The organism is Shouchella patagoniensis (genome assembly GCF_002019705.1).
GTDB classification, from domain to species: Bacteria; Bacillota; Bacilli; order Bacillales; family Bacillaceae_D; genus Shouchella; species Shouchella patagoniensis.
Genome location: NZ_KV917377.1, coordinates 4,279,574 through 4,301,454, shown reverse-complemented (window position 1 = coordinate 4,301,454; position 21,881 = coordinate 4,279,574). Strand labels below are relative to the sequence as shown.

20 protein-coding genes and 4 pseudogenes are annotated in these 21,881 nt (G+C 38.4%); 11 read left to right on the top strand and 13 right to left on the bottom strand.

Annotated features, from left to right (window positions below):
* Positions 1 to 8: 8 nt before the first annotated feature.
* Entirely contained in the window at positions 9 to 2,345 is a 2,337-nt protein-coding gene (gene helD, locus BK584_RS22325) for an RNA polymerase recycling motor HelD (protein ID WP_078394687.1), read from the bottom strand.
* An 881-nt stretch (positions 2,346 to 3,226) separates the two neighbouring features.
* Positions 3,227 to 3,913 carry a hypothetical protein gene (locus tag BK584_RS22315; RefSeq protein WP_078394677.1) on the bottom strand — a complete coding sequence of 229 codons (687 nt, stop codon included), beginning with the start codon at positions 3,911 to 3,913 and terminating at the stop codon, positions 3,227 to 3,229.
* A 297-nt stretch (positions 3,914 to 4,210) separates the two neighbouring features.
* Between BK584_RS22315 and BK584_RS22310 the strand changes: the two are divergent.
* Positions 4,211 to 4,821, top strand: a pseudogene (locus tag BK584_RS22310) (esterase/lipase family protein).
* A gap of 349 nt (positions 4,822 to 5,170) precedes the next feature.
* Positions 5,171 to 5,461 (top strand): SDR family oxidoreductase, encoded by a 291-nt coding sequence (locus tag BK584_RS25215; protein ID WP_245808945.1) that lies wholly within the window; start codon positions 5,171 to 5,173, stop codon positions 5,459 to 5,461.
* Positions 5,462 to 6,168: 707 nt separating this feature from the next.
* On the opposite strand, the gene BK584_RS22300 is transcribed toward BK584_RS25215, so the two are convergent.
* The 4 genes and pseudogenes from BK584_RS22300 to BK584_RS22290 all read right to left on the bottom strand — a co-directional run bounded on the left by BK584_RS22300 (position 6,169) and on the right by BK584_RS22290 (position 8,953).
* Positions 6,169 to 7,209, bottom strand: coding sequence for an NAD(P)-dependent alcohol dehydrogenase (locus tag BK584_RS22300; RefSeq protein ID WP_078394675.1), 1,041 nt, complete (start codon positions 7,207 to 7,209; stop codon positions 6,169 to 6,171).
* 72 nt (positions 7,210 to 7,281) lie between these two features.
* Positions 7,282 to 7,536, bottom strand: coding sequence for an LbetaH domain-containing protein (locus BK584_RS24960; RefSeq protein ID WP_218970350.1), 255 nt, complete (start codon positions 7,534 to 7,536; stop codon positions 7,282 to 7,284).
* A 1-nt stretch (position 7,537) separates the two neighbouring features.
* Positions 7,538 to 7,816: an LbetaH domain-containing protein gene (locus BK584_RS24955; protein ID WP_218970349.1), complete on the bottom strand. Its 279-nt coding sequence runs from the start codon at positions 7,814 to 7,816 to the stop codon at positions 7,538 to 7,540.
* A gap of 282 nt (positions 7,817 to 8,098) precedes the next feature.
* Positions 8,099 to 8,953 (bottom strand): annotated as a pseudogene (locus BK584_RS22290) (aldo/keto reductase).
* 141 nt (positions 8,954 to 9,094) lie between these two features.
* On the opposite strand from BK584_RS22290, the gene BK584_RS24840 reads away from it, so the two are divergent.
* The 5 genes and pseudogenes from BK584_RS24840 to BK584_RS22270 all read left to right on the top strand — a co-directional run bounded on the left by BK584_RS24840 (position 9,095) and on the right by BK584_RS22270 (position 12,907).
* On the top strand, positions 9,095 to 9,238 hold the full coding sequence (locus tag BK584_RS24840; protein ID WP_169870940.1) for a hypothetical protein: 144 nt from the start codon (positions 9,095 to 9,097) through the stop codon (positions 9,236 to 9,238).
* A pseudogene (locus tag BK584_RS22285) lies at positions 9,180 to 9,491 on the top strand (helix-turn-helix domain-containing protein); the annotation flags it as partial. The gene BK584_RS24840 and the pseudogene BK584_RS22285, both read left to right, overlap by 59 nt.
* Positions 9,492 to 9,818: 327 nt before the next feature.
* Positions 9,819 to 10,592, top strand: a complete 774-nt coding sequence (locus tag BK584_RS22280; protein WP_078394673.1) for an SDR family oxidoreductase — start codon at positions 9,819 to 9,821, stop codon at positions 10,590 to 10,592.
* Between the two features lie 325 nt (positions 10,593 to 10,917).
* Positions 10,918 to 12,156, top strand: a complete 1,239-nt coding sequence (locus BK584_RS22275) for an MFS transporter (RefSeq protein ID WP_169871469.1) — start codon at positions 10,918 to 10,920, stop codon at positions 12,154 to 12,156.
* 253 nt (positions 12,157 to 12,409) lie between these two features.
* Entirely contained in the window at positions 12,410 to 12,907 is a 498-nt protein-coding gene (locus tag BK584_RS22270) for a GNAT family N-acetyltransferase (protein WP_078394657.1), read from the top strand.
* 180 nt (positions 12,908 to 13,087) lie between these two features.
* Here BK584_RS22270 and BK584_RS22265 read toward each other — a convergent pair.
* Positions 13,088 to 13,532 (bottom strand): annotated as a pseudogene (locus BK584_RS22265) (CatA-like O-acetyltransferase); the annotation flags it as partial.
* Positions 13,533 to 13,569: 37 nt separating this feature from the next.
* On the opposite strand from BK584_RS22265, the gene BK584_RS22260 reads away from it, so the two are divergent.
* From BK584_RS22260 to BK584_RS22245, 3 genes are all read left to right on the top strand, one after another.
* Positions 13,570 to 13,752: a reverse transcriptase family protein gene (locus tag BK584_RS22260; RefSeq protein WP_078394653.1), complete on the top strand. Its 183-nt coding sequence runs from the start codon at positions 13,570 to 13,572 to the stop codon at positions 13,750 to 13,752.
* 62 nt (positions 13,753 to 13,814) lie between these two features.
* Positions 13,815 to 14,711 (top strand): hypothetical protein, encoded by an 897-nt coding sequence (locus BK584_RS22255; protein ID WP_139365739.1) that lies wholly within the window; start codon positions 13,815 to 13,817, stop codon positions 14,709 to 14,711.
* A 1,152-nt stretch (positions 14,712 to 15,863) separates the two neighbouring features.
* Complete coding sequence (locus tag BK584_RS22245) at positions 15,864 to 16,730, top strand: alpha/beta fold hydrolase (RefSeq protein WP_078394648.1); 867 nt, start codon at positions 15,864 to 15,866, stop codon at positions 16,728 to 16,730.
* Positions 16,731 to 17,163: 433 nt separating this feature from the next.
* Here the strand turns inward: BK584_RS22245 and BK584_RS22240 are convergent, their stop codons facing one another.
* The 3 genes from BK584_RS22240 to BK584_RS24835 form a co-directional block, all read right to left on the bottom strand.
* Positions 17,164 to 17,583: a Rossmann-fold NAD(P)-binding domain-containing protein gene (locus BK584_RS22240; protein ID WP_078394647.1), complete on the bottom strand. Its 420-nt coding sequence runs from the start codon at positions 17,581 to 17,583 to the stop codon at positions 17,164 to 17,166.
* Between the two features lie 238 nt (positions 17,584 to 17,821).
* Positions 17,822 to 18,061, bottom strand: a complete 240-nt coding sequence (locus BK584_RS22235; protein WP_078394645.1) for an NAD-dependent epimerase/dehydratase family protein — start codon at positions 18,059 to 18,061, stop codon at positions 17,822 to 17,824.
* 102 nt (positions 18,062 to 18,163) lie between these two features.
* Positions 18,164 to 18,319 (bottom strand): hypothetical protein, encoded by a 156-nt coding sequence (locus BK584_RS24835; RefSeq protein WP_169871466.1) that lies wholly within the window; start codon positions 18,317 to 18,319, stop codon positions 18,164 to 18,166.
* Positions 18,320 to 18,627: 308 nt separating this feature from the next.
* On the opposite strand from BK584_RS24835, the gene BK584_RS22230 reads away from it, so the two are divergent.
* Positions 18,628 to 19,131 (top strand): DinB family protein, encoded by a 504-nt coding sequence (locus BK584_RS22230; RefSeq protein ID WP_078394643.1) that lies wholly within the window; start codon positions 18,628 to 18,630, stop codon positions 19,129 to 19,131.
* Between the two features lie 122 nt (positions 19,132 to 19,253).
* Here BK584_RS22230 and BK584_RS22225 read toward each other — a convergent pair whose 3' ends face one another.
* Genes BK584_RS22225 through BK584_RS22215 form a run of 3 tightly spaced genes read right to left on the bottom strand, consistent with a single transcriptional unit; the run spans position 19,254 to position 21,881 of the window.
* The gene (locus BK584_RS22225) at positions 19,254 to 19,487 is read right to left on the bottom strand and encodes a YczF family membrane protein (RefSeq protein ID WP_078394641.1); all 234 of its coding nucleotides are present in this window, start codon (positions 19,485 to 19,487) and stop codon (positions 19,254 to 19,256) included.
* A 51-nt stretch (positions 19,488 to 19,538) separates the two neighbouring features.
* A complete protein-coding gene (locus tag BK584_RS22220; RefSeq protein ID WP_078394640.1) occupies positions 19,539 to 20,648 on the bottom strand; it encodes a GerAB/ArcD/ProY family transporter in 1,110 nt (369 codons plus the stop codon).
* 15 nt (positions 20,649 to 20,663) lie between these two features.
* Complete coding sequence (locus BK584_RS22215) at positions 20,664 to 21,881, bottom strand: Ger(x)C family spore germination protein (protein ID WP_078394638.1); 1,218 nt, start codon at positions 21,879 to 21,881, stop codon at positions 20,664 to 20,666.

Here is a 21,881-nt window from a genome sequence, read left to right as displayed (position 1 = left end):
TTTTCTTATTAAACTTCCATAAACCCCTCCTGCAAGGCACTTCGCAAAAACGGGCTAGGCTCTCCTACGCTATAAAGTTGCAACTCATGCATTGCTCTCGTACAGGCTGTATAGAAAATGCGACGCACATTTTCAGCGCCATACACTTGCCTCGAGGCATCATAAATGATGACGGCGTCAAATTCAATTCCCTTGGATAAATACGACGGTACGACAACGACTCCTTGTTCATATTCAGTTGAGCTACTTTTTAAGCGTTTTAATTCCTCAATGTTTGACATCGACTGATATGCGCGTATGCTTTCCTCAGCCGATTTACATATAATCGCCACACTATGATAACCGTCGCCTCGCAATTCTTCGACTTTAGCGGCAATTAATCTATGCAATTCATCGTGACTCTCCACTTGCTTTAGGACCGGCTTCTTCCCGTCACGTTCAAACGGGATAATCCGGTCTCCATTCGGAACGAGCCTTCGCGTACATTCAATGATCGGTTTCGTTGATCGGTAACTCCGAACAATTTCAATCAACTCTGTTTGATTCAGACCATAAAGGCTAGTAAGTTTGGTAAAATCAACGCTTTCACTAGCATGAGCAAAGATGGCCTGATTAAAATCGCCTAGCACCGTCATTCTTGCGACTGGAAACAACCGCTTCAAGAACTCAAATTGAAACGGAGAATAATCTTGGGCCTCATCTACAACGATTTGTTTAATCGATCTATTTGTCTGAAAGCCTTGAATCAGCTCTTTTAAAAGCAAAAATGGCGTAGCGTCCTCATAAAAGAGTTTGTTTTCGTTTACCATTTTCAGCGTCGCTTGACCGATCGCTTCCCAATCCGCTGGTGTCTCTCCTTCGATCCACTGGTTGATTTGCATCGGATCTGCAAACAACTGCTTATACATTCCTTTTATATCGAGAAATTGAAGTGTCCGGACTTGCTTCCGCATCCGCTTTGTACGTTGCTGAACAATCAACTCCGCAAGTGCTTCTGGCTCCATCTCATAATCTGCAAGTGTTTCTCGTTTAAAGCCTCGCTTTTTCGCTAAATAAGCATGGGCTTTATGGTACTCTGCATTGCTAAGCAGCTCTATACGCTCTTGCACCCACGGCTTTTTCCGTTCCTCTTTTTGAAACTCATTTATTGTTTCTAAAAGCCAATCTTGCAACTTTTCAAGTCGATTATGAAAGCGGAGTTTTGTATCATACTGATAAAACCGTTCTTCTATTTGTTGAGCAGTAACGATTGGTTTCCTTCTGAAAAGAATGTCCGTAAACAGCATTCCTGATAATTCGAGTGAGTGCCTATACGATTCAATCGCTTTAAAAAAACGAGTAGAAGCTTTAAAGCGAATCGCTTCAAGCCTCGTACGATAGGAAGACGAGTTAGCCGCCGTTAACACATATTCCAATTGTTCGTACGCATTCTCAACGTTAAACTCTTTACTTAAGCGACGATCTAAGTATTGCTGAAACGTCACTTGTTGCATATTCTCCTCACCTAGTTCAGGCAGTACATTAGACACATACCGACTAAACATCGAATTAGGCGAAAAGAGAATCACTTGATCTGCATTCAGGCGCTCCCGGTATTTGTAAAGCAAATAAGCAATTCGTTGCAAAGCAGCCGATGTCTTGCCACTCCCTGCCGCCCCATGAACTATAAGCAATCTCCCTTTGTCATGACGAATGATTTTATTTTGTTCCTGCTGAATGGTTGCTACGATACTTTGCATCTGTTTATCGGTTCCTTGTCCTAGAACCTGTTGTAAAATTTCATCGCCAATGGTGAGACTCGTGTCAAACATCGATTGAAGCACCCCATCACGAATCAAGTATTGCCATTTTTTCTCCAATGTGCCACTGATTGTGCCTCCTGGCGTCGCGTATTCGACTAATCCGGGCTCGTTATCATAGTAGACACTTGAAATAGGCGCTCTCCAGTCGTAGATTAAAAAATCTTCTCCACTTGCATCTGTAAGAGAAGAGATTCCAATATAAACTTGTTCTTTCGCCGAATCTCCTTCTTCTTTAAAATCGATACGGCCAAAATAAGGAGCCTGTTTCATACGGCGCAGTGTCGACAAACGCTTTGATGCATGTCTATGACTGCTTTGGCTTACTGACAGTGCTTGAGCCTCTTGGCGTAATCCGATAATGGTTTCCAAATAATCATCAAACGTATCTGTATTGACTTTAACCTCATCCCAAAAGTACTTGCGGATCGAAACAACTTCATCCTTACGCCTAGCGGTTTCTTTCTCCAATTTGTTGGCTTCACTCATAATCATCTCGAGGACAACATCTACTCGTTTTTGTTCCTGCTGACGTTTAGAATCCATAGCAAGCACTCCTTCAAAAAAAATTATAAAAAGGTTGACTCACGCACCACCAGTATCGTATACTTATTATAGGAATAGTGTGTACATGACATATAGGTAACGTGCATCTTTCTTAATTTATCACAGAATCCACTTTTGAACAATAAATTTTCTCGAGTCTTTTTTATTCAGATTATTCTTATATAAAGATATTAAAAAGTCGCAGTTCACGCCTAGAGCGTGGATGCGACTTTTTTCATACAACAGTTTATTTAGGCGGACTTCTTTTTAAGAATCTTAAGAACAGCCACAATGGCCACAATGGTAACCAAAGGAATCACTACCAACACACTTGCTAAGATGATTGTATTCAACGGCGTTGATGCCCCTTTCATCTTGTTTTCGAGCTTGTTGTGACTAACCAATCTATGGTTTACTAGCTGATGTGCGTTCACTCCCCAATTAGAAACCCTCCTACTACAACCGACCACACCAACAAACTAACAACTACTAATAAAACAACAGAACACACACCTAACCACCGTTTAGACGTATTTCTCCCCATTTTTTTTATGCCTCCAATTGTTATCAAATGAAAAAGGAAAAAGTCATACAACATGAATTACTTAGAATGATGAGTATTTACATGGAAGTAAGAGCGTCTAAGTATAGATTTAGATTATCACGGAAATTTGTTTAATCAATATACTCGTTCAATTATATTTTTCGACTTTCTATGCATTTATTTGTTTTACTTTTATCTTGATCATGACTGGTAAACAAGCAAAACAACCACAGCTACTCCAATGTGGTTGTTTTCGAGCTTACATTTAGGAAGATTAAAGATCTGTATCAAACAAATCCTCGGAACGAACATCAATGTTCATCATTTTCCGTTTGTTTTATCGATCAATCAACAACGGATAAATCGCTTTTACGTTCTTCGTTTCATTAATCAAATGAAGCTCTTGAGCATGGAAATCGAGTGCCGTTAACTGCATAGCCCGTTCAAAAACGATTTGATCTTCTTCCGAGACCTCCTCTTCATTAACGGTATAATGAACCGTGGCGATACCATTCTCAAAAGTAGCTCCCTTTACTTCAATTCCTTCAACGATTGCTACAGAATGTCCCCCACTTCCCCCGTCAATTGTCTTCATCGTTTCAATTGTTGCTTGAAACGATAGAGGCTCATCGTTCTCATCTGCCACTGGTTCATCTACCTTTGCACTAGGGATAAACAATGTTTCTTCTAACTCTTCATTATAAGTCGTATAGTAACCACTGGTAAGTTCCCTCTCTTCAGCGACAGATGCAGGTTCATCAATTAACCTTTCTGCCACAGTGATGCCTATGTCCCCATCGGGATTATAAAAAAAGACTTCACTCATTCCAAACATATCGCTAATCGCAAAGAGGGAGTCAAAAAACATTCTTGATTGCGCAGATGTCGCAGCTAAATTGTTATCGTCTTCATTAAAGTACAAATGAAGTTCTGATCCTTCAACCTCAATGTCGACGTATGTATCTAGAATGTCCTGTTCCGAGAGATCAGCCTCTATGAGAGACCTTGTTAAACTTTCATTCATCGAGAGCTCCTCCTCGAAACGCTCAAATGAAAATGCTGCCGTAAACTCAACTTGATCTTCTGTTTCAACTTGGATATACTGCGCAGCAAGTAGAAAAGAACGAGGCGCTCCCTCCTCTTCATAAGCTGTTGTTTCTTCACTTGCATCGCTGTACCATTTGAATGATCGTTCTCTTTTTCTAATTCATTTTCTTCAATTGGTTTCTCGTTCGAAGACTCATTTGCTTCTTGAGCAGTTTGGCAACCGATGAATGCTAGTCTTAAACTGCACGATCACTAAAGTTTTAGGAGGGGTTTAATGAAAGCAATTCGTCTTGCGTTCTTAAGTTTTATACTCTTCACTCTTGTAGGAAGTGGCTTTTTTACATCTGAAGTTCATGCTTACGAAACGTCATCGATTGATTTCGATAAGCCAGTTGTGCTCGTTCACGGAATTGGCGGGGCTGGGTATAATTTTAATAGCATTGAACGTAAATTAAGAAGTGTTGGGTATGACCGATCTGACTTACATGCAATTGATTTTGATGATCGTTCAGGCAATAATTTAAGAAATTCCAGACAATTAAGTGAATTTATTGATGATGTGCTTAGCCAATATGATGTTGATGAGGTGAATATCATCGCTCATAGCATGGGTGGGTCCAATACATTGCGATATCTGACTCAACTTAATGGAGTCGAAAAGGTTGATAAGGTTATACGCTTGGAGGGGCTAACCGTCTAGGAGCGAGCTCAGTTCCGAATGGTGTTGATTTCACTTCAATTTATAGCAGCTCTGACCTTATCGTCGCAAATAGTCTCTCACGCATCAGTGGCGCGAACAATATTCATGTGACCGAGGTTACGCATCTTCTTCTATTAACAAACAACCGGGTACAAAATCTCATTATTGAAGCGCTAGAGAGCTAAATGAATGAGAAAGAAAAGTTGTTTCCTAATTAGGGAACAACTTTTCTTTCTTTACAAGATAGAGACATACCCGTTTTTACGTTTTTTATTTTTGAACTTACATAACCTTTCATATGTATCTTTTATTTTAGAATAGCCTATTTATGAAAAGCGATTAATACTTGCCTTCTGACCATAGAGTATCTTTACTTCCATTCATCATTTTGCAAATCGTCCTGTCGTTAGACGCTGCTGCCATTGAGTGTCCATATATTCTCCTTGACTATAGGGTTACACCACACCTTAGTGTAACCATAGAAAGAGATGATGACCACGTCGTTATACGTAAAATCGAACAGGAGTGTTGGAAATGAGCATTTTAGTCACAGGTGCCACAGGGACAGTTGGGAGCCAGGTGGTCGAAAGGTTAAACGCAAAAGGGCTAGGTGTGAAAGCATTAACGAGGAATGAGAACACACCTAGATTAAGAGGCGTTCACTATGTTGTCGGCGATTTAAATAAACCAAAAACACTACACCCTCATTTAGAACATGTCGAAGGGTTATTCATTTTAACGCAAAGTGAACAAACTGAAGAGATGTTTATAGCAAATAAAGAAATAATAAATATGGCAAAAAGTGCAGGTGTGAGGAAGATTTAAATGAATGGAAAGCCAAAGGGTACGATGAAGATTTCATTAACTATTTTATTATTGAAATGGGTAAAAACCCTTCTAAAGAAGTGTATACGGTTTTACCAACTATTGAAGAAATAACAAACAGACCCGCTAAGTCCTTTAGAGAATGGGCAGAAGAAAACAAAAATCAATTTTGTTAAAAATAGGACTTGAAACAGCGATGCCTAGATAGAGGCATCGCTGTTTCTTCGGTACGTAACAATCTAGTTTTACAAGGCTGCTTGTAGGAGGGCACGGCACTCCTACATCTGACCAGTTCCAAAGGGGTCACACTTTCACAGTTATCTTTAATGTTCAGCTTTTTTAGCTCTTTGACCATCTCTTGTTGGGTAGCCAAAACCTGCTTTTGTAAGCTCAAACCTTCCTCTCTTTACTATGTAGAAAAAGAGCATTCCTGCCGTAGTTTCTGTAGCCCTCATTCTCCTCCTACCAAATTAAAAACGACTCCTCTTTACAAAGACGTTAAAAGAATCCAAGTACGCCTAAAATGGATCCAATAACTAAGCCTGTAATGACTATAATTAAAACAATTCCTAATGGTTTCATCTCGTGCACCCCCAAATCGTGTTAAAGTTGTCTTTTCCCGCTTGTACTGGTTTTAAATCATGTTGAGCAACAAGTCCTGACATGAAAAAGGCCAACTCAATGTGATGAGTTAGCCTTTTCTTAATTTAAATTGTACTGTTATCAATGACAAAGCGGTATCTTACATCAGAATGTAAGACCCGTTCATACGCTTCATCAATACGGTCAGCCGAAATCAATTCAATCTCTGGCACAATATTGTGTTCAGAACAGAAATCTAACATGTCTTGTGTTTCCTGAATTCCGCCGATCATCGATCCTGCAAAAGAACGTCGCTTACCGATTAACGTTAGTGCATTTACTCCAAGTGGCTCACTTGGAGCCCCCACATTCACTAAAGTCCCATTAAGTGCTAACATGTTTAGATATGCGTTCATATCTAATTTTGCACTCACGGTATTTATAATTAAATCAAACGAGTTAGCCAGTTTATTGAAGGTTTCAGGATTACTCGTCGCATGGTAATTCTTTGCTCCAAACTTCATACCGTCTTCTTCTTTCTTTAATGTTTGCGAGAGTACCGTAACCTCTGCATTCATCGCATGTGCAATTTTCACTGCCAAATGACCAAGCCCACCTAAACCAATAACTGCAACTTTTTTTCCTTTTTCGGCTTGCCATCTCTTTAATGGAGAATACGTTGTAATCCCTGCACAAAGGAGTGGAGCAGCAGTCTCAAGTGGTATATTATCTGGAATTGTCACGACAAAACCGTCGGTTACGACAATATGAGTGGAATATCCGCCTTGAGTATGTTCTCCATACTTATCAATACCTGCATACGTTGGGACATTGCCTTCCTCACAATACTGTTCTTCTCCTTCTTGACAACTACTGCACTGACCACATGAGTCTACCATGCAGCCCACCCCTACTCGATCACCGACTTTAAATTTTGTTACTTGACCTCCTACTTCCGTTACGATACCAGCGATTTCGTGACCAGGAACTAGTGGGTAATGGACCTCTCCCCATTCTCCACGAGCTGCATGAATATCGGAATGACAAATTCCTGCATACTTGATTTCAATTAGAACATCGTGTTTGTCTAAATTTCTACGCGTTATTTCTGTCGATTTAAACGATTCTGTCGGACCACCGACTGCTCTAGCTTTTACATTTACCAATTTAATTCCTCCTATATGACCGAAAATATAATGACTTCTTAAATCCTTTTTGGAAATGGTTGGACAACGTTTTTACGCTTCAATCTTCTTGATCACCTTAGCTGGTACGCCAGCAACAATTACATGATTAGGTACATCTTTTGTGACTACCGCACCAGCAGATACAATTGAATGTTCTCCTATTGTGATACCCGGCATAACAGTAGCAGCAACCCCTATCCACGCCCCTTTTTTAATAACGATCGGTTTAGAGGTTGTTGCTCTTCTTTCAGATGGAGAAATCGGGTGATTTGTCGTTACGAGATTCACCTTAGGAGCGATTAACACGTTATCCTCGATCGTAATTCCTCCTCGATCCCTTTCCGATTCGAATGTTTTGACCATAATCTGTATAAAAAGGGGGTAAAAGTTCAAACGTCTTATCTACCTCAGTCCCCGTTAATTCACTAAAAAGGCTCCTTACTTCCAGAGCAGAGTGGTACCCTGTATTTAATTCTGCGATTAATTTTTGCGCACGTTCAATTGCACTAGCCATTTTAGGGAATTCTGGATCATTTAGCGCGATCGTTTCACCTGAGCGATCTCTCTCAAAGATGTCCTTTGTCATCATTAGCCCCCTTCTCTTACGGTTGAATTTATCTTACTCCCTGGAGTTCACTTCAAGTCAAGAATAAATTTAACTTAAGATAAGCATGCTTTTTGTTCTAAATAAGAGAGCAATCTTGATTATTCTGTGCACATAAAACGAGGAGCTATGCTTGGAACCAATATGTATGTTCTACCCCTTTGCGTGAAGAACAAATCCTCCACCCCAAAAAAGAACAATGGTCTTCCACTGTTCTTTTTTTCTCTATTACTCAATACAGCGGGATGCCGCTGATCGAATTGCTTAAATATCAAGTTTTCGTGTGCCAATCGCTTTAACCATTTCGGGGTCATTGTGCGAGAAAAACAAGCTTTGTTTTGTATCCAACGTTGTGATTTTTTCCATATCTTCCTAGTCTAAAGCAAAGTCAAATACCGCAATCTTCTCTTCGATCTTCTCTTTTCGCACCGGTTTAGGAATCACCACAACTCCTCTTTGGATGAGCCACCTTAAAATGACTTGAACGACTGACTTGTTGTGTTTTTGTGCGAGTGTTGTTAGAAGTACATTTTCAAACATCTGGTTTTTCCCTTCAGCGAAAGGTCCCCACGATTCGATTTGAATGTCATGCTCTTTCATAAAAATGGCATTTTCTTCTTGCTGTTGGTTAAATGGATGGGTCTCCACCTGGTTGACCGCAGGTTTTATGTGGTGATGGGTTATGAAATCCATTAAACGGTCCATTTGAAAATTGCTTACTCCAATAGCTTTTATCTTACGTTCATTATACAGCTCTTCCATTGCACGCCACGATCCATAGACATCACCAAACGGTTGATGGATCAAGAAGAGATCTAAATAATCTAGCTGCAACCTCTTTAAAGAGCGTTCAAATGCTTCTTTTGTTTTCTCATAGCCCGTGTCTTGAACCCATAGTTTTGTTGTAATAAATAGTTCTTCTCTCGGAATAGCGCTCCGGATGATTGCACGCCCAACTGCTTCTTCGTTCAAATAAGAGGCTGCTGTATCAATCAGCCGATAACCTGCTTGAATAGCTTCATAGACGACTTGTTCACACTCTTCTTGATCTCGAATCTGAAACACACCAAATCCTAAGATTGGCCTCTCTATCCCATTATTTAATGTTACGTATTCCATGTGACAACCTCCTTCAACTCTCTTGCGTCTATTATCTGCTAGATTAAAGGCAAAGCGGTAGCCAATTCTTCTACGTAATTGCCTATTTCTCTCAAGCTCCTATATACTATTCTTAACATCGGTCAGGAGGGAAAAGAAAGAATGGCGGAAGAGCATTTTACGAAACAGCAAACGTTAGCAGAAATCATTAAGCAGCATTCACTTGAAACGGGCAAGTGCTCTACCTGTGATCCAACATATTCTCTCACACTATCAAAACCCCATCCGTATAGAAGAATTAGCTGACATCGCCCGGATGAGCGTAGCTACGTTGCACCGACATCAAAGAAGTAACAGCAATGAGCCCGATCCAGTTTCAAAAACAACTTCGACTACAGGAAGCTCGTCGTCTTTTATTGATCAACGAAGACGACGCTTTAGATGTCGCTTTCCAAGTTGGTTATGAAAGCCCCCTCACTTTAGTCGCGAGTATTCTCGGATGTTCGGACTCCCACCGATTGAAGATGTTAGCCGAATGCGAAAGCAATTATCGAAATGAATAAGCGAGCTGATCGGCCATTCCCTGTTTCTTTTATAAAACGAATGGCCAACAATCACTATACAAAATCGAAATTTAGGAATAAACTAAATAAAACGGAGATAGATTGAAAGGAATTGAACCATACAATGTGGATGAATCAGTAATGATTAGAAAGTAGATAAACTCATTTTTTGCTCTCGTCATCGAGGGTTATTTGACGATCTATAATCATTAGAGGACTGCATTCGTTCCTCAACACTCCCTAACTAAAAAGGCATTTATTCTAAGGGAAACGCTATCTCCTGTTGTTTTACGGATGCACCCTTCATTTTGGAGGAATAAGAAATGAACCATTTAAATGAAAAAATTGCGATTGTGACCGGTGCAAGCCGTTTAAAAGGAATTGGCGCTGCTATTTGTAGGGAGCTGGCTCAAACGGGTTATCATATCTTTTTTACCTATTGGACGGAATATGATAAAAGCATGCCGTGGAGCATTGATGTAAATGAGCCATTCCAACTAAAAGAAGAATTAATGCAGTGTGGCGTAAAGGTATCCTGTATGGAGCTAGATTTAACAACGTATGATGCACCAACTAAACTTCTAACGACTGTACAGGAGCAACTTGGTCACCCCGATATTTTAATTAATAATGCAGCCTACTCCACAAATCATTCACTCTCTGATTTAACTGCCGAAGTATTAGATAAACATTATCAAGTAAATGTGCGTGCTACAACGATGCTAAGTATTGCATTTGCTCACAGCTTCAAGAAAGGAACCGGGGGAAGAATCATTAATCTCACGTCTGGTCAGTTTCAAGGACCTATGCCTGGGGAGTTGGCATATGCGACCACAAAAGGAGCAATTGATGCACTGACCATTACATTATCGGCGGAAGTTGCCCCGTTAGGTATCACAGTCAATGCCATTAACCCTGGACCGACTGATACTGGTTGGATGTCCGATGAATTAAAAAAACAATTAAAACCGATGTTTCCTTTTGGAAAAATAGGTGAACCAAAAAATGTTGCAAGATCGATTACATTAATAGTAAGTGACGAGGCAGAGTGGATTACAGGTCAAGTCATTCACTCTGAAGGTGGGTTTAAAAGATAGACTACCTAAATCGTCCTCAAATTAGAAATAACCGCTGGTGCAGCTTCGCGCCAGCGGTTTTCCTTTCGCTATCTTCTATTTAAAATATTTCCCAATAAATTTACCGAGTTTAATTACGTTAAAGTTATGAAAATATCGTATAATAAAAATGTTTCATTTACATTTTGTTGCAAGAGACAAAATTCACTGTTTCGTACGCTTCATTCAAGTATATCGTTTTATATATGCTAACTATTAAGAAATTTCAGTAAAAACGATTATCTGTTTGAAAGGAAAGAATCATGCACTTTCAAGGTAAAAGTAGAAATGGATGGGAGGAATTTACTTGGAGAATCGAGAACCAAAAATTTCGATCGAGCCTTCACGCTCGCTTTGGAAAAATCGACCTTTTTTACTCTTATTGGGGAGCAACACAACAAGCAACATAGGGCTGTACATGTACATCATCATTATCCCCTTATTGATGTATGACTTAACTCAAAGCGCATTTCTTATTAGTACCATGCGTTTAATTGAATTTTTAGCAAGTGGGCTTCTAGGTGTTGCTGCTGGCATTTTTGTTGACCGGATTAATCGCAAAAAAGCGCTTGTTACAGCGGCTGTTTTGCAATGGACCACAATCGCTCTTTTAACCTTACTTTTGTTTTCTGGGAACGTGCAGCTATGGCACTTATACTTCTTAGGATTTTTCTTTTCTACGTCCGGTCTCTTACATACAAACGCGGCGCATGCTGCACTACCACAGGTCTTACATAAAGACCAATTAACCGAAGGAAATGCCAAACTGGGCATCGTGTCAACCTCTGTCCGTCTTATTGGACCTATGCTTGCTGGATTAACACTTGCTTCTTTAAGCTTTGCTGGAACGATGGCTGTACAACTTGGCTTTATCACCCTAACCCTTCTATTTGTCTTACTGCTTCCGTCTCTAAAAATAGAGGGGATCGAAAATCGTGAAAAAAGCACGTTTTGGAAAGATGCCAAAGAAGGATTCCAAGAACTTTTTAACAACGCACTGCTTCGCGTAACAACGGTCGTCATCTTTTTTCAAAACTTTGGTTTCAGCTTAACGATGGGCGTGTTAGTCTTTTTCGCTGTGGATCAGCTGCAAGCAACGGAAGCGCAAGTTGGCGCCTACATAAGCATCGGGGCAGTTGGCGGGCTTTTCGGAATGCTCATTGTAAAAAAAATAACAACACTCTTTCCAAGAGGAAAAATATACACCTATACAAACATCTTTGATGTGCTCGCTTTTATCGTCCTGGCTTTCGCTACCTCTTGGTGGATGATTGCGATTGCTCTTGCTTTATTTTCTTTTTCAACAAGTATATCGAATGTAATTTATCATGCAGTCAGGCAAGAGGTTACACCAAATCAAATGCTGGGACGCGTTGCTGGTTCTGTCGCAACACTCGTGCAACTAACGATGCCGCTTGGGGTTATCGCCGGTGGCTTATGGGCAGAGTTTTTTAGTATTCGTATATTATTTGGCATAAACATTGTTATATCCGCCGCTATCTTATTTGGATTATTGTTTACGACATTTCATAAAACGGTTAAATAATGTTTTTCGTTCTTCGAAACGAAATAGCTACTTGAACGTAATGACGATTATTAAAAGAGAACAAGCATTTCTTCATTTAAGAGAAATGCTTGTTCTTGTATCATTAAATGGACAGGCTATTAACAAAATCATAACGTCCTTTTTTAAGATGAATATAATGAAGAAAGTCTAATTAAACGCTTTTTAGAACTGAAGGGTAAGCGTTTAAAATCATATACCAAAAGACGAATGTACGTTCCTTTTTTATGATATAATGAAACAAGGAGGAGATAGCGTGCATAAGACCAAACAAGTTGAATTAACATTTTACAAAGATGAATACTCAAAGGCATTAAGAAGGTTCGTTCTACCACCAGAACAAGGGCAGTTCACCGCACTTCCTAAAGAAATAGAAAATGTAATCGATGGACAGCATAGAATGATCATAGTAACGAACGATGAACCAGTAGGGTTCTTTCTCTTACATAATACAAAAAGAGTCCAAGAGTATACAGACAACCCAAATGCCATGTTATTAACAGCATTTTCTATTAATCAAATACATCAAGGAAAAGGTTATGCTAAAAAAGGTATGCGGAAATTAAAAAATTTTGTTCATACCAAGTTTGAAAACTGCAATGAAATTGTGCTAGCTGTTAATTACAAAAATAGTGCTGCACAACAGCTTTATAAGAAAGTAGGATTTGTTGATACAGGTAAACGAAAAATAGGAAAAATCGGCGAACAAATAATCATGAATCTTAAGATTTAATTGTTTAGGACAATTTTAAAAAAACTCTGTTCTTAGGAACGTATGATCATGTACATAGAAAAACTCCTTTGACCGAACTCAAATACTATTTTTTCGAGTACCCTCCTTTATCTCCCGTAAATAGTAGCACATCTCACCCTAAAAAATACTGTCATCGATCTTTAAATAAAAAAACACCGACTACCCTAACGCAGTCGGTGTTCCCTTCTTATAAAAGCCACTCTCCAGAACGTTCCGCCAGTTCCTGAACACGGTTCATAAATAGTCCTGCATGGTACCCATCACAAACGGCATGATGAATTTGAAAGGACAACGGTAAATACATTAACCCGTCTTTATGCACAAATCCCCCTGCTGTGAGAATAGGCAACAAATGAGTTGGATTGTTTGTTACATTCAAGTTAAATCCCGTAAACGAAGTCCACGGAATCATCGAAATAGAGAGCAGATTTTCTGGAATGGGTGTTTTCGGGAACAATTTCCCTGTCCCATTGTATCTCTCACCATCTGCAAGGTAAAGCTCATAAAATGGTTTAAAATCGTCATATGCAGGTGTCCATATACCCGAAAACAATTCGGACGAACGATCAAACACCGTATACATTGGATCTAACTGATCCCAGTACCATGTTAGATTGCAGAAGATAGCCCGAAAATACAATATGACGTTTACACGTTATGCAGATGATTTAACTTTCTCTACAAATGATAAAGAATTTATTTCTAAAGAAGAGTCTTTTATTGAAATGATAACTAAAGAGATACATGAAAATGGATTGCGAGTAAATCAGAAGAAAACTAGAGTCCAATTTAATGGTTCAAGGCAAGTTGTAACTGGAATGTAGTTAACAAAAAAATAAGCGTCCCTAAAGATTATATTAAATATACTCGATCAATGGCCCATAGATTGTACATCAAAGGTTCTTTTAAGATAGACAAAATTAATAATATAAATGGAACGCTTGGACAATTAGAAGGTAGATTTGCTTTTATTAATCAAATTGATATCTTTAATCGGGAATTAAAAGGCGAGAATAAGTATAAGGATTATAAGCTGCAAAATTTAAGCTCAACCGAAAAACAATATCAAAAATTTCTTTTCTTTAGATACTTTTATGGAAACCCTAAACCACTAATAGTAACTGAGGGTAAGACTGATATAATTTATATAAAAGCAGATCTTAAAAACTTATACACTCAATATCCAGAACTTATTAAAAAACAAAATGATGGTACTTTTGAATTCAGGGTATCTTTTCCAAGAAAATCTGAAAGGTTATCATATTTATTACGAATACCATTAGATGGAGATACAGGATTACAAAATATATATAATTATTACTCTGATAAGAACGGTCAATTCCGTAATTTCTCAAAAACTTTTAGGGATGATTTAAAAGTTAAAAGTCGAAATCCAGTATTTTTACTGTTTGATAATGAAAGTGTAGCTTCTAAAAAACCAAGGCCTCTTAGGAAATTTATTAACTACGCAGATTTAAAACAAGGTAGGATTGATACACTTTTAAATACCAGAATGCTTAATATAAGTAACAATTTATATGTACTAACTGTCCCTCTCATAAATGGAAATACGGAATGTGAAATTGAAGACTTATTGGATCAATCCACACTTAATTATATGAAGGATGGAAAGACATTTCGTAGAGATGAAAAGGAATTTAATGACGCTAAACATTACGGAAAAAAGATTTTTTCTGAGTACATCAATGAAAATTATTTAATAATTAATTTCAGTAACTCCAAAGAGGTACTAGACAATATAGAAAGCGCAATAATAAGATAGTAATTTAGTATTATATAAAAAGGACTGTTAAAAGATAGTCCTTTTTTTGATTCACTTTCTTGATTATGTAAGAATTTTTAACAATATTCAGAAATCTCAACACCCTTATTTCTTTGTTTTTCTTCACGACTTAATTCTTTAGGAACAGACGTCTCGCCCTTTCCATAGTAATTTTCTCCTTTTCTATTCTGATTTTCTTTCTGTCCTCCGATACTAGTTTATTTAACCAATAACTGCGTGGAATCCGATTCCTTCTCTAAAAAGGTGGTAAAATTTGAAAATGTTAAAATTAACCAATTTTTAAATGGAAAGAAAATTGATAGTAAAGAAACTTTTCGTAAGTTCAGATACACTCTTCTTAATTTTGAAAAAGTTGTTGAAGATAGAAGAAACTCGATTATAAGCATAAAAATATAGCCTCTTTAGGGGGTTTTTATTTTTTTTGTTGTCTAAAATATGGTATGTGAAATTAATTTTACTCGGTATTTAAAAAAATTATATAGTGTAAGACAATTAGCGACCAATCACGATAATTACAGCATTGGTTGCAAGAATCGTGTTTCTATGCTAATTCCAGCCCCCAAATATGTTCTCATTATAAATACCAGATTTATGAAGTAGAGAAGTTTAGGTTGATATTACGCATAGATACCTTTATAATGATAACAGTTTTAAATTTCTTTAGACCATTGATGTGATAATAGTCAGTAAAATACCTCAATATAAATATTGAAGTATGGTAAAAATAGGTAAACCAGAAATCTAAGTGTCACTAATAATATTTTTATAAGAAAAACCAAAATGAATATTTTTATTTAGGTGGAGACTGTCAGATAGGAGGAAATATGTCCTTTTATGATAGGCTTTTTTGCTATTTAAAAAGAATAAAAACGTCGCCTAATACTAATCTTTAACTATATTTATTATTAACCTTAATAGGGGTTTAGAAGCCTTTGCGATAGGACGGTTATATACCAAATATGAAGACAAACAGATATATAAACAATAAGGAGATAGGACATAATGGAGCGGCTCCATTGCTAATTGAAATTAGGAAATTAAAAATACTGATGTTTAGTTTTTATTTATAGGTTTAGCTCTATAACTTTGTTACGATCAGTAAGGATTTCATTTGAGAAGGAGGCTGGCATTTTGAATAGAACCTATGGAGAATTTAGAATCAACAAATTGAAACTCGAGTATTCTATTTATGGGGAAGGGAAACCAATATTGGTGTTTCATGGTGGGCACTCAAACTGTCACGAGAACTTCGGTTACGATTTTCTAGTGGAAAATGGCTTCTCTATAATTACTCCTTCTAGAGCTGGTTATGGAAATACCTCAAAAGAAATTGGAACAACATTAGAATGTGCATGTGATTACTATGCAGCACTTTTAAAACATTTAGAAATTGAACAAATTCATATAATAGCAATATCAGCAGGTGGCCCAACAGGAATAAAATTCAGTAATAAATTTCCTGATTTAACAAAATCATTAATCCTTCAATCTGCTGTTACAAAGGAATGGCTCAAACCTACGGATGGTACATATAAAGTAGCACAATTTCTATTTCATCCTCGAAGTGAAAAAATAACATGGGGGATGATCTCGCATATGAGTAAAATTTTCCCTCACTTTATATTTAAGCAAATGTTTTCTTCTTTCAGTTCTTTAAAATATAAGGAAGCTAAAAATCAAATACATGAAAATGATGCCTATGAGATCGCCATGATGAACCACCGCCAAAGATCAAAACATGGTTTCCTAATTGATTTATCGCAGACGAAAGAGGTTAGAGAAGAAGACTTAAGAGCAATAAAATGTTCGTCGTTAATATTACACAGCAAAAATGATAGTTCAGTTAGTATTGAACATCCTAACCTAGCTAAGGCACTAATTCCGAATTCAGAACTTCATACTATTGATTCTTGGGGGCATTTAATTTGGTTAGGACATTCTTCTCACGATATTAATAAATTAATGATAGAATTTTTAGATATATATGAAAGCAGTTAAATTAAATAAACTCAAATAAAGATTTAACAGGTAGGATTTATAATAGTGTATCCAGGTTCCATAATGAACAGTGTCATAACTTTACAGTTTTGACACCGTTTTTGATATGCTGTAAAATCAGTAGTGTTAATTCGAGATTTATATTGCACTAATTTTAAAACTTATCTTGCGTCACAATACATAAATCAACAAGAGCTTGTATCTAAATGATACAAGCTCTTGTTTTGCTAAAGCCCTCGTTTGCGAAGAGAACCTGCATGGTCTTTTGGAAAATGTTATAGATTTGATAACTGAATCATCTAGTATGAGAAGTTTGTTTCCAAGCATCTATAATTTTAGCTTCTTTTTCCCGATTTAGTCCTGTTGACAGGTTTGTGATATCATCATCTGTTTTAGAATCTAACCAAGTCTTCACATCTTCAAGTGTGTTTTTCTATGGTGAAAATGTTAGTCCCTCGCTTAATGCTTTTCCATTGTCAACAGATGCGGCTCCATTTAATGCTCTAGGAAGCCACAATGAAAGTTCATCCCAAGGTTTTACATTGTGCTCCAACAAAAAATCTTCTTCAATCCAAATTAGCTTAGCATTAGATTGACACACTTCTTTACATGTATTTAGTAGTTCTTCCATTGTTAATTTATAAGATGGTCCAGTAACATTAAACACACCTGTAAGATTTTGTTCAACCTTATTTACACCCCAATTTGCTAAATCTCTGACATCAATAAACTGTACTTGCCGTTTAGGATCTCCTGGAGCAATTACTTCTCCACCTTCCTTCATTCTAAGAAGCCAGTAAGGTAGACGATCGCTACAATCATGTGGTCCCACCACTTGACCAGAACGCACCACCAGCGTACCATGTGGTACATTTTCCTTTGCTTTTAATTCACCTACAGCTTTTAAAGCACCATAATGCGGTCCATATACAGGTCCTGCGGTTCCTTTGGTTAACTCTTCAATTTCATTATCAGTTAAACTCTTAACTTCATCTTCTTCATTTAGACCAATTTTTGAGAAGTCTTTATAGATGGATGCACTTGAAATATATGTATAGTGTCTAATGGAATTTGCTAGAACCTTACTTGCTTTATCTACGGTTCTTGGAATAAAGCCAGAAACATCGATGGCTGCAATCCCATTCTTTCCCTCTTAGCTCTTCTAAGTTACCGTCTCGATCTCCTGTTAATTGAATAACATTTGAATACGGCACAGGATGATTACCACGATTAAAAATTGTAACATCGTGATTTCGATTAATTAATTCTTCAACAATATGCTTTCCAAGAAACCTAGTTCCCCCTAACACTAATACCTTTAATTTATTCATCTTCCAGCAAAATGATTTGTTGAGCGAGAACATGAGGGCTAATAGAGCTTCCACCGTACCCCGATACTTTTTCGTTAATTCCTAACCTGTTATACATTTGCTTTAAATACGTGCTTTAGATCTACCTTTTAACTTAGCATATAAAATAACTTCTTGAACTGTTTCTTCTTTAATTTGAAGGTTTCGGAGCATAAGTTGCAGTTCTTCTAAGCATTGACGTAATTTCAATTTTCTGTCATCTGCTTTTTGTTTTGTCACAAACTTAACCACTTAACTTAAATATTATTAATGATAAAATGAATTCTTCGCCCCACGATCTTACGCGAAATCTTTATAATGCTAAATTTAAGTTAAAGTGGTCCTCGTTTTGTATATTCCCGGAATAGGAACAATTCCATCAATAAATATAAATATATTACTATTTTCTTTTGAATGAACTCCATGCATTTCTTTAACAGTATCAGAGTATGAAATACCCTTTCAGTAGTTAAATTAAGGATCTTCCAATCCCTTTCCACACGACTGAAATTTATAGTATACTAAACCATAAAGGAGGAGAAGGCTTTATGGTTAAACAATTGATAGTCGGTGACGCAAAGCATGAACTGACTAGTACGCGTCGCATCCTAGAACGCTTGCCTGAGGAGCATATGTCATGGAGTCCACACCAAAAATCGATGACACTCGGCGGGCTGGCCACGCACCTTATCAACGTACTAAACTGGCAAATCGCTATTTTACAGCACCCGGAGTTCGATCTTTCGACCGTGCAGCTGCGGCGAGAGCCTTTGGAAAAACACGCTGACGTTCTGAGTGAGTTCGACGCGAACGTTGGAAAGTTTGAAAAATTGCTCGCCGAAAGTGATGACAAAACACTCGACGAGGAATGGACGCTTCGCCATGGCGACCATATCATCCTCCGTGAGCCACGGGCAATCGCGCTCCGCACCTTTGGATTAAGCCACATGGTCCACCATCGGGCGCAGCTCGGGGTATACTTGCGACTTCTTGATATACCGGTGCCGGGAATCTACGGTCCCTCGGCCGATGAGGAAGCCCAAGAGAACTAAGTTTCTCGTCGAAAAGTGCAGGGGATATATGTATAAAATCTCATATTTTATGCAGATGTCTGCCCCCTTTATAAGTAAATTGGGGAACTATATCGAGCAATCTGGAGAAAAAAGAAAAACCTTTAAAAACTCCCTTTTTTTCTCTTATTCCTCTTTCGACTAAAAGAAACCAAAGGACGAACAACCAAGAAAAAAATCATTAGAAAGAAAATCACGATTTCCGGTGTCTCCATCACATAAAAAGGATTAAGAGCCACCAGGTTCACAGATACTCTAAAACCTAAAAGGTAATCAATTCCCATAGAAATACTCACCAACAAAATAAACATCAACATAGAAATACCCAGGATTTTCACTTTTCATCACTCCCCACTGAAAAACCTTCATCTACAGAACCAAACGAGGGCCTATTTCTGATTTGCTATATGCTTTTTTTTCCTGTTCTTGAAAAAGGCAATCATCAAAAGAAAAACGGGTATAATAACTTGAAACGGGAGCTCAATGTAAGGAGTGAAGAACTCTAACCCTTCATTAATATGTTCCGCGTAACTATTGGCAATGACCATTGACAAAAGTAAAATGACCACTCCCATTGGATAAACGAGTTGGGAGGGTTTTTTGACCTTAAATAAACTTGCGCTGCCGATCACTGCGCCATAAAAAAACACACTGATCTTAACGAAACCGCCAATCACAAGGATGACAATAAAAACCACATCCAGACGCTCCAAAAAACCCGCAACTTCGATGGATTGTATGGTCGCCAGATAGGGAAACTGTGAACGAGCAGTTAGATCCTCACCGAGAATACTTACATTTATGGCCATGGTTACAGCGAGGATGAGACCCGTTCCCCCGATCGCAAGTAGCCCCGTTTTTTTCATCTTCTTTGGTTGATTCAAATAAGGAAAAACCATCAAAAATACGACGATTTGACCAAAAGGAAAGTACAATGTTTTCGTAAATACGGTGTGTATGATTCGAGGTGGGTCCTCTAGTATAGGTCGCAAATTCGAGAGGTGAACCAAACCAGAGGATACAATAAGAAGACATGTACCAATGGCAAGCAAAAACATGAAAACAAAAAGAATTTCCCCTGTCCTAGCGATGACCTCGATCCCTTTATACACGGCATAAATAACCACAAGTATCAATAATGCACTTACAACAAACAAAGGGGTATCCGGATAAGCAAATGTCAGCAACATCTCTCCGTAATCTCGCAGCACTCTTGCTGCGATAAACATAAAAAAGAGGATGTACAGCAGGGCCAGTATGCGTCCAAACACCTTTCCTATGAGTTTCTCCATATATTCGAACGGCAAGCTCTTGGAATCGTAGCGATAAAGCGCATGGTAGACGAAGAAGAGGACCATACTAACTGCCATCGCAAGAAGAATGGCCAACCAGGCATCCTTTCCCGCCTCGATCGCAAGAGGAAGCAACAATGCATTACTCAGCTGAAATAAGACCATAAGGACGAACAGTTGACTGGCACTAATTTTCGCCTTTTCCATGGTTTCCCTCCTTCCCTAGTCTGCGTTCTCGATAAAATGCGGGTTGTTTCTCATCCCTGTACGGCGTATAAATGCATCTACGATCACTTCTACCTCTAATTCAGGGAAAGAACGATCGTTCCACTTTTGCTCCAGCACTTTCCATTCTTTTGGGTGAGAACGAGACACCACTTCCCCAAAGCCCAAAACATCCGTTTTGTTTTCCTGTGACACCTCGATCGCCGCCTCGATCTCTTCCTTAATTTCTTTTTCAAAAGCCTTCTCCACCTCGAGTACTACATGAGGATTGGTTAATTCAATAGGAACGTTTACAGAGCGAATATCTCCTTCTGCACGGACGTTGATTGAAATCGTTGGCTTACCTTCTCTCATTTCCGCGGATATGTTCGTCTTTTCGCGAATCACGTAATAGGCAAGGGCCTCTTCTTCATTTTCCCACTCAGCGTTCACAGTGGTTGTTTGGACACCATCCAATATCCATAGCGTTCCTCTTGCTTTTTCCCCGTCGAGCCAGTCAATCAACTTTCCTTCTTTAAAAACAGCCATGCCATTGGCTTCTAGCACTGTATCGGGTTTGGCGGATTGCAAATTCTCCATTCCCCCCCCTTTTTCTTTATCTCCCAGTATCGAAGCCCCCCCAATTAATGGTTCTTTCCCCTTAGTAACGAGGGATTTAATAACCTCTTGAAGATTGACATTTAGTGTTGACCCGTTTATCAGTTCGGCAGATTCTAATAAGTTCCTTATGTTTTCAGCCGGTACTTTATCAACGCTTGTCAATACTTTTGCGAGATCCCCTGCTTTTGTATCCCGAGCAATCACGACCCTCGTTGTGTTTCGGAATTCGAGACCACGTTCAAGGGCATCTAAAATAAGGCTGATCCCCTCCTCTCTGGCAAGCTCCTCGCTGATAATCAACAAACTAGTATGAGCGAAAAAAGGCCTTCGTGAAATCTTGGATGTAATACGATTATCCATTTCAACCAGGTTGTCTCCCGTAGCGGTATAGACGGTAACCGTCGGGCTTGTCCCAGCCACACCACCCTGAAGGGATCCGGGTATGTTTCCTGGATTGATGATTTGTAACGTTCCCAAATACTGACCCTCTTCATTTAAATCAATCGCTAGAGCAGAAACGATGGCCAGATCGCTTAACTGATCACTACTCCAGCATCCAGAAAGTACTGTGAGACCTATACACATGATGAAAAGAAAACCCCACTTACGCAACAT

Bases quoted from the DNA above. Each gene is read 5' to 3' on its own strand.
- helD (WP_078394687.1), bottom strand. From the start codon at position 2,345: ATGGATTCTAAACGTCAGCAGGAACAAAAACGAGTAGATGTTGTCCTC.
- BK584_RS22315 (WP_078394677.1), bottom strand. From the start codon at position 3,913: ATGAATGAAAGTTTAACAAGGTCTCTCATAGAGGCTGATCTCTCGGAA.
- BK584_RS25215 (WP_245808945.1), top strand. From the start codon at position 5,171: ATGAGCATTTTAGTCACAGGTGCCACAGGGACAGTTGGGAGCCAGGTG.
- BK584_RS24955 (WP_218970349.1), bottom strand. From the start codon at position 7,816: ATGACAAAGGACATCTTTGAGAGAGATCGCTCAGGTGAAACGATCGCG.
- BK584_RS24840 (WP_169870940.1), top strand. From the start codon at position 9,095: ATGGCGGAAGAGCATTTTACGAAACAGCAAACGTTAGCAGAAATCATT.
- BK584_RS22280 (WP_078394673.1), top strand. From the start codon at position 9,819: ATGAACCATTTAAATGAAAAAATTGCGATTGTGACCGGTGCAAGCCGT.
- BK584_RS22270 (WP_078394657.1), top strand. From the start codon at position 12,410: ATGAAACAAGGAGGAGATAGCGTGCATAAGACCAAACAAGTTGAATTA.
- BK584_RS22260 (WP_078394653.1), top strand. From the start codon at position 13,570: ATGACGTTTACACGTTATGCAGATGATTTAACTTTCTCTACAAATGAT.
- BK584_RS22235 (WP_078394645.1), bottom strand. From the start codon at position 18,061: ATGAATAAATTAAAGGTATTAGTGTTAGGGGGAACTAGGTTTCTTGGA.
- BK584_RS22230 (WP_078394643.1), top strand. From the start codon at position 18,628: ATGGTTAAACAATTGATAGTCGGTGACGCAAAGCATGAACTGACTAGT.
- BK584_RS22220 (WP_078394640.1), bottom strand. From the start codon at position 20,648: ATGGAAAAGGCGAAAATTAGTGCCAGTCAACTGTTCGTCCTTATGGTC.
- BK584_RS22215 (WP_078394638.1), bottom strand. From the start codon at position 21,881: ATGTTGCGTAAGTGGGGTTTTCTTTTCATCATGTGTATAGGTCTCACA.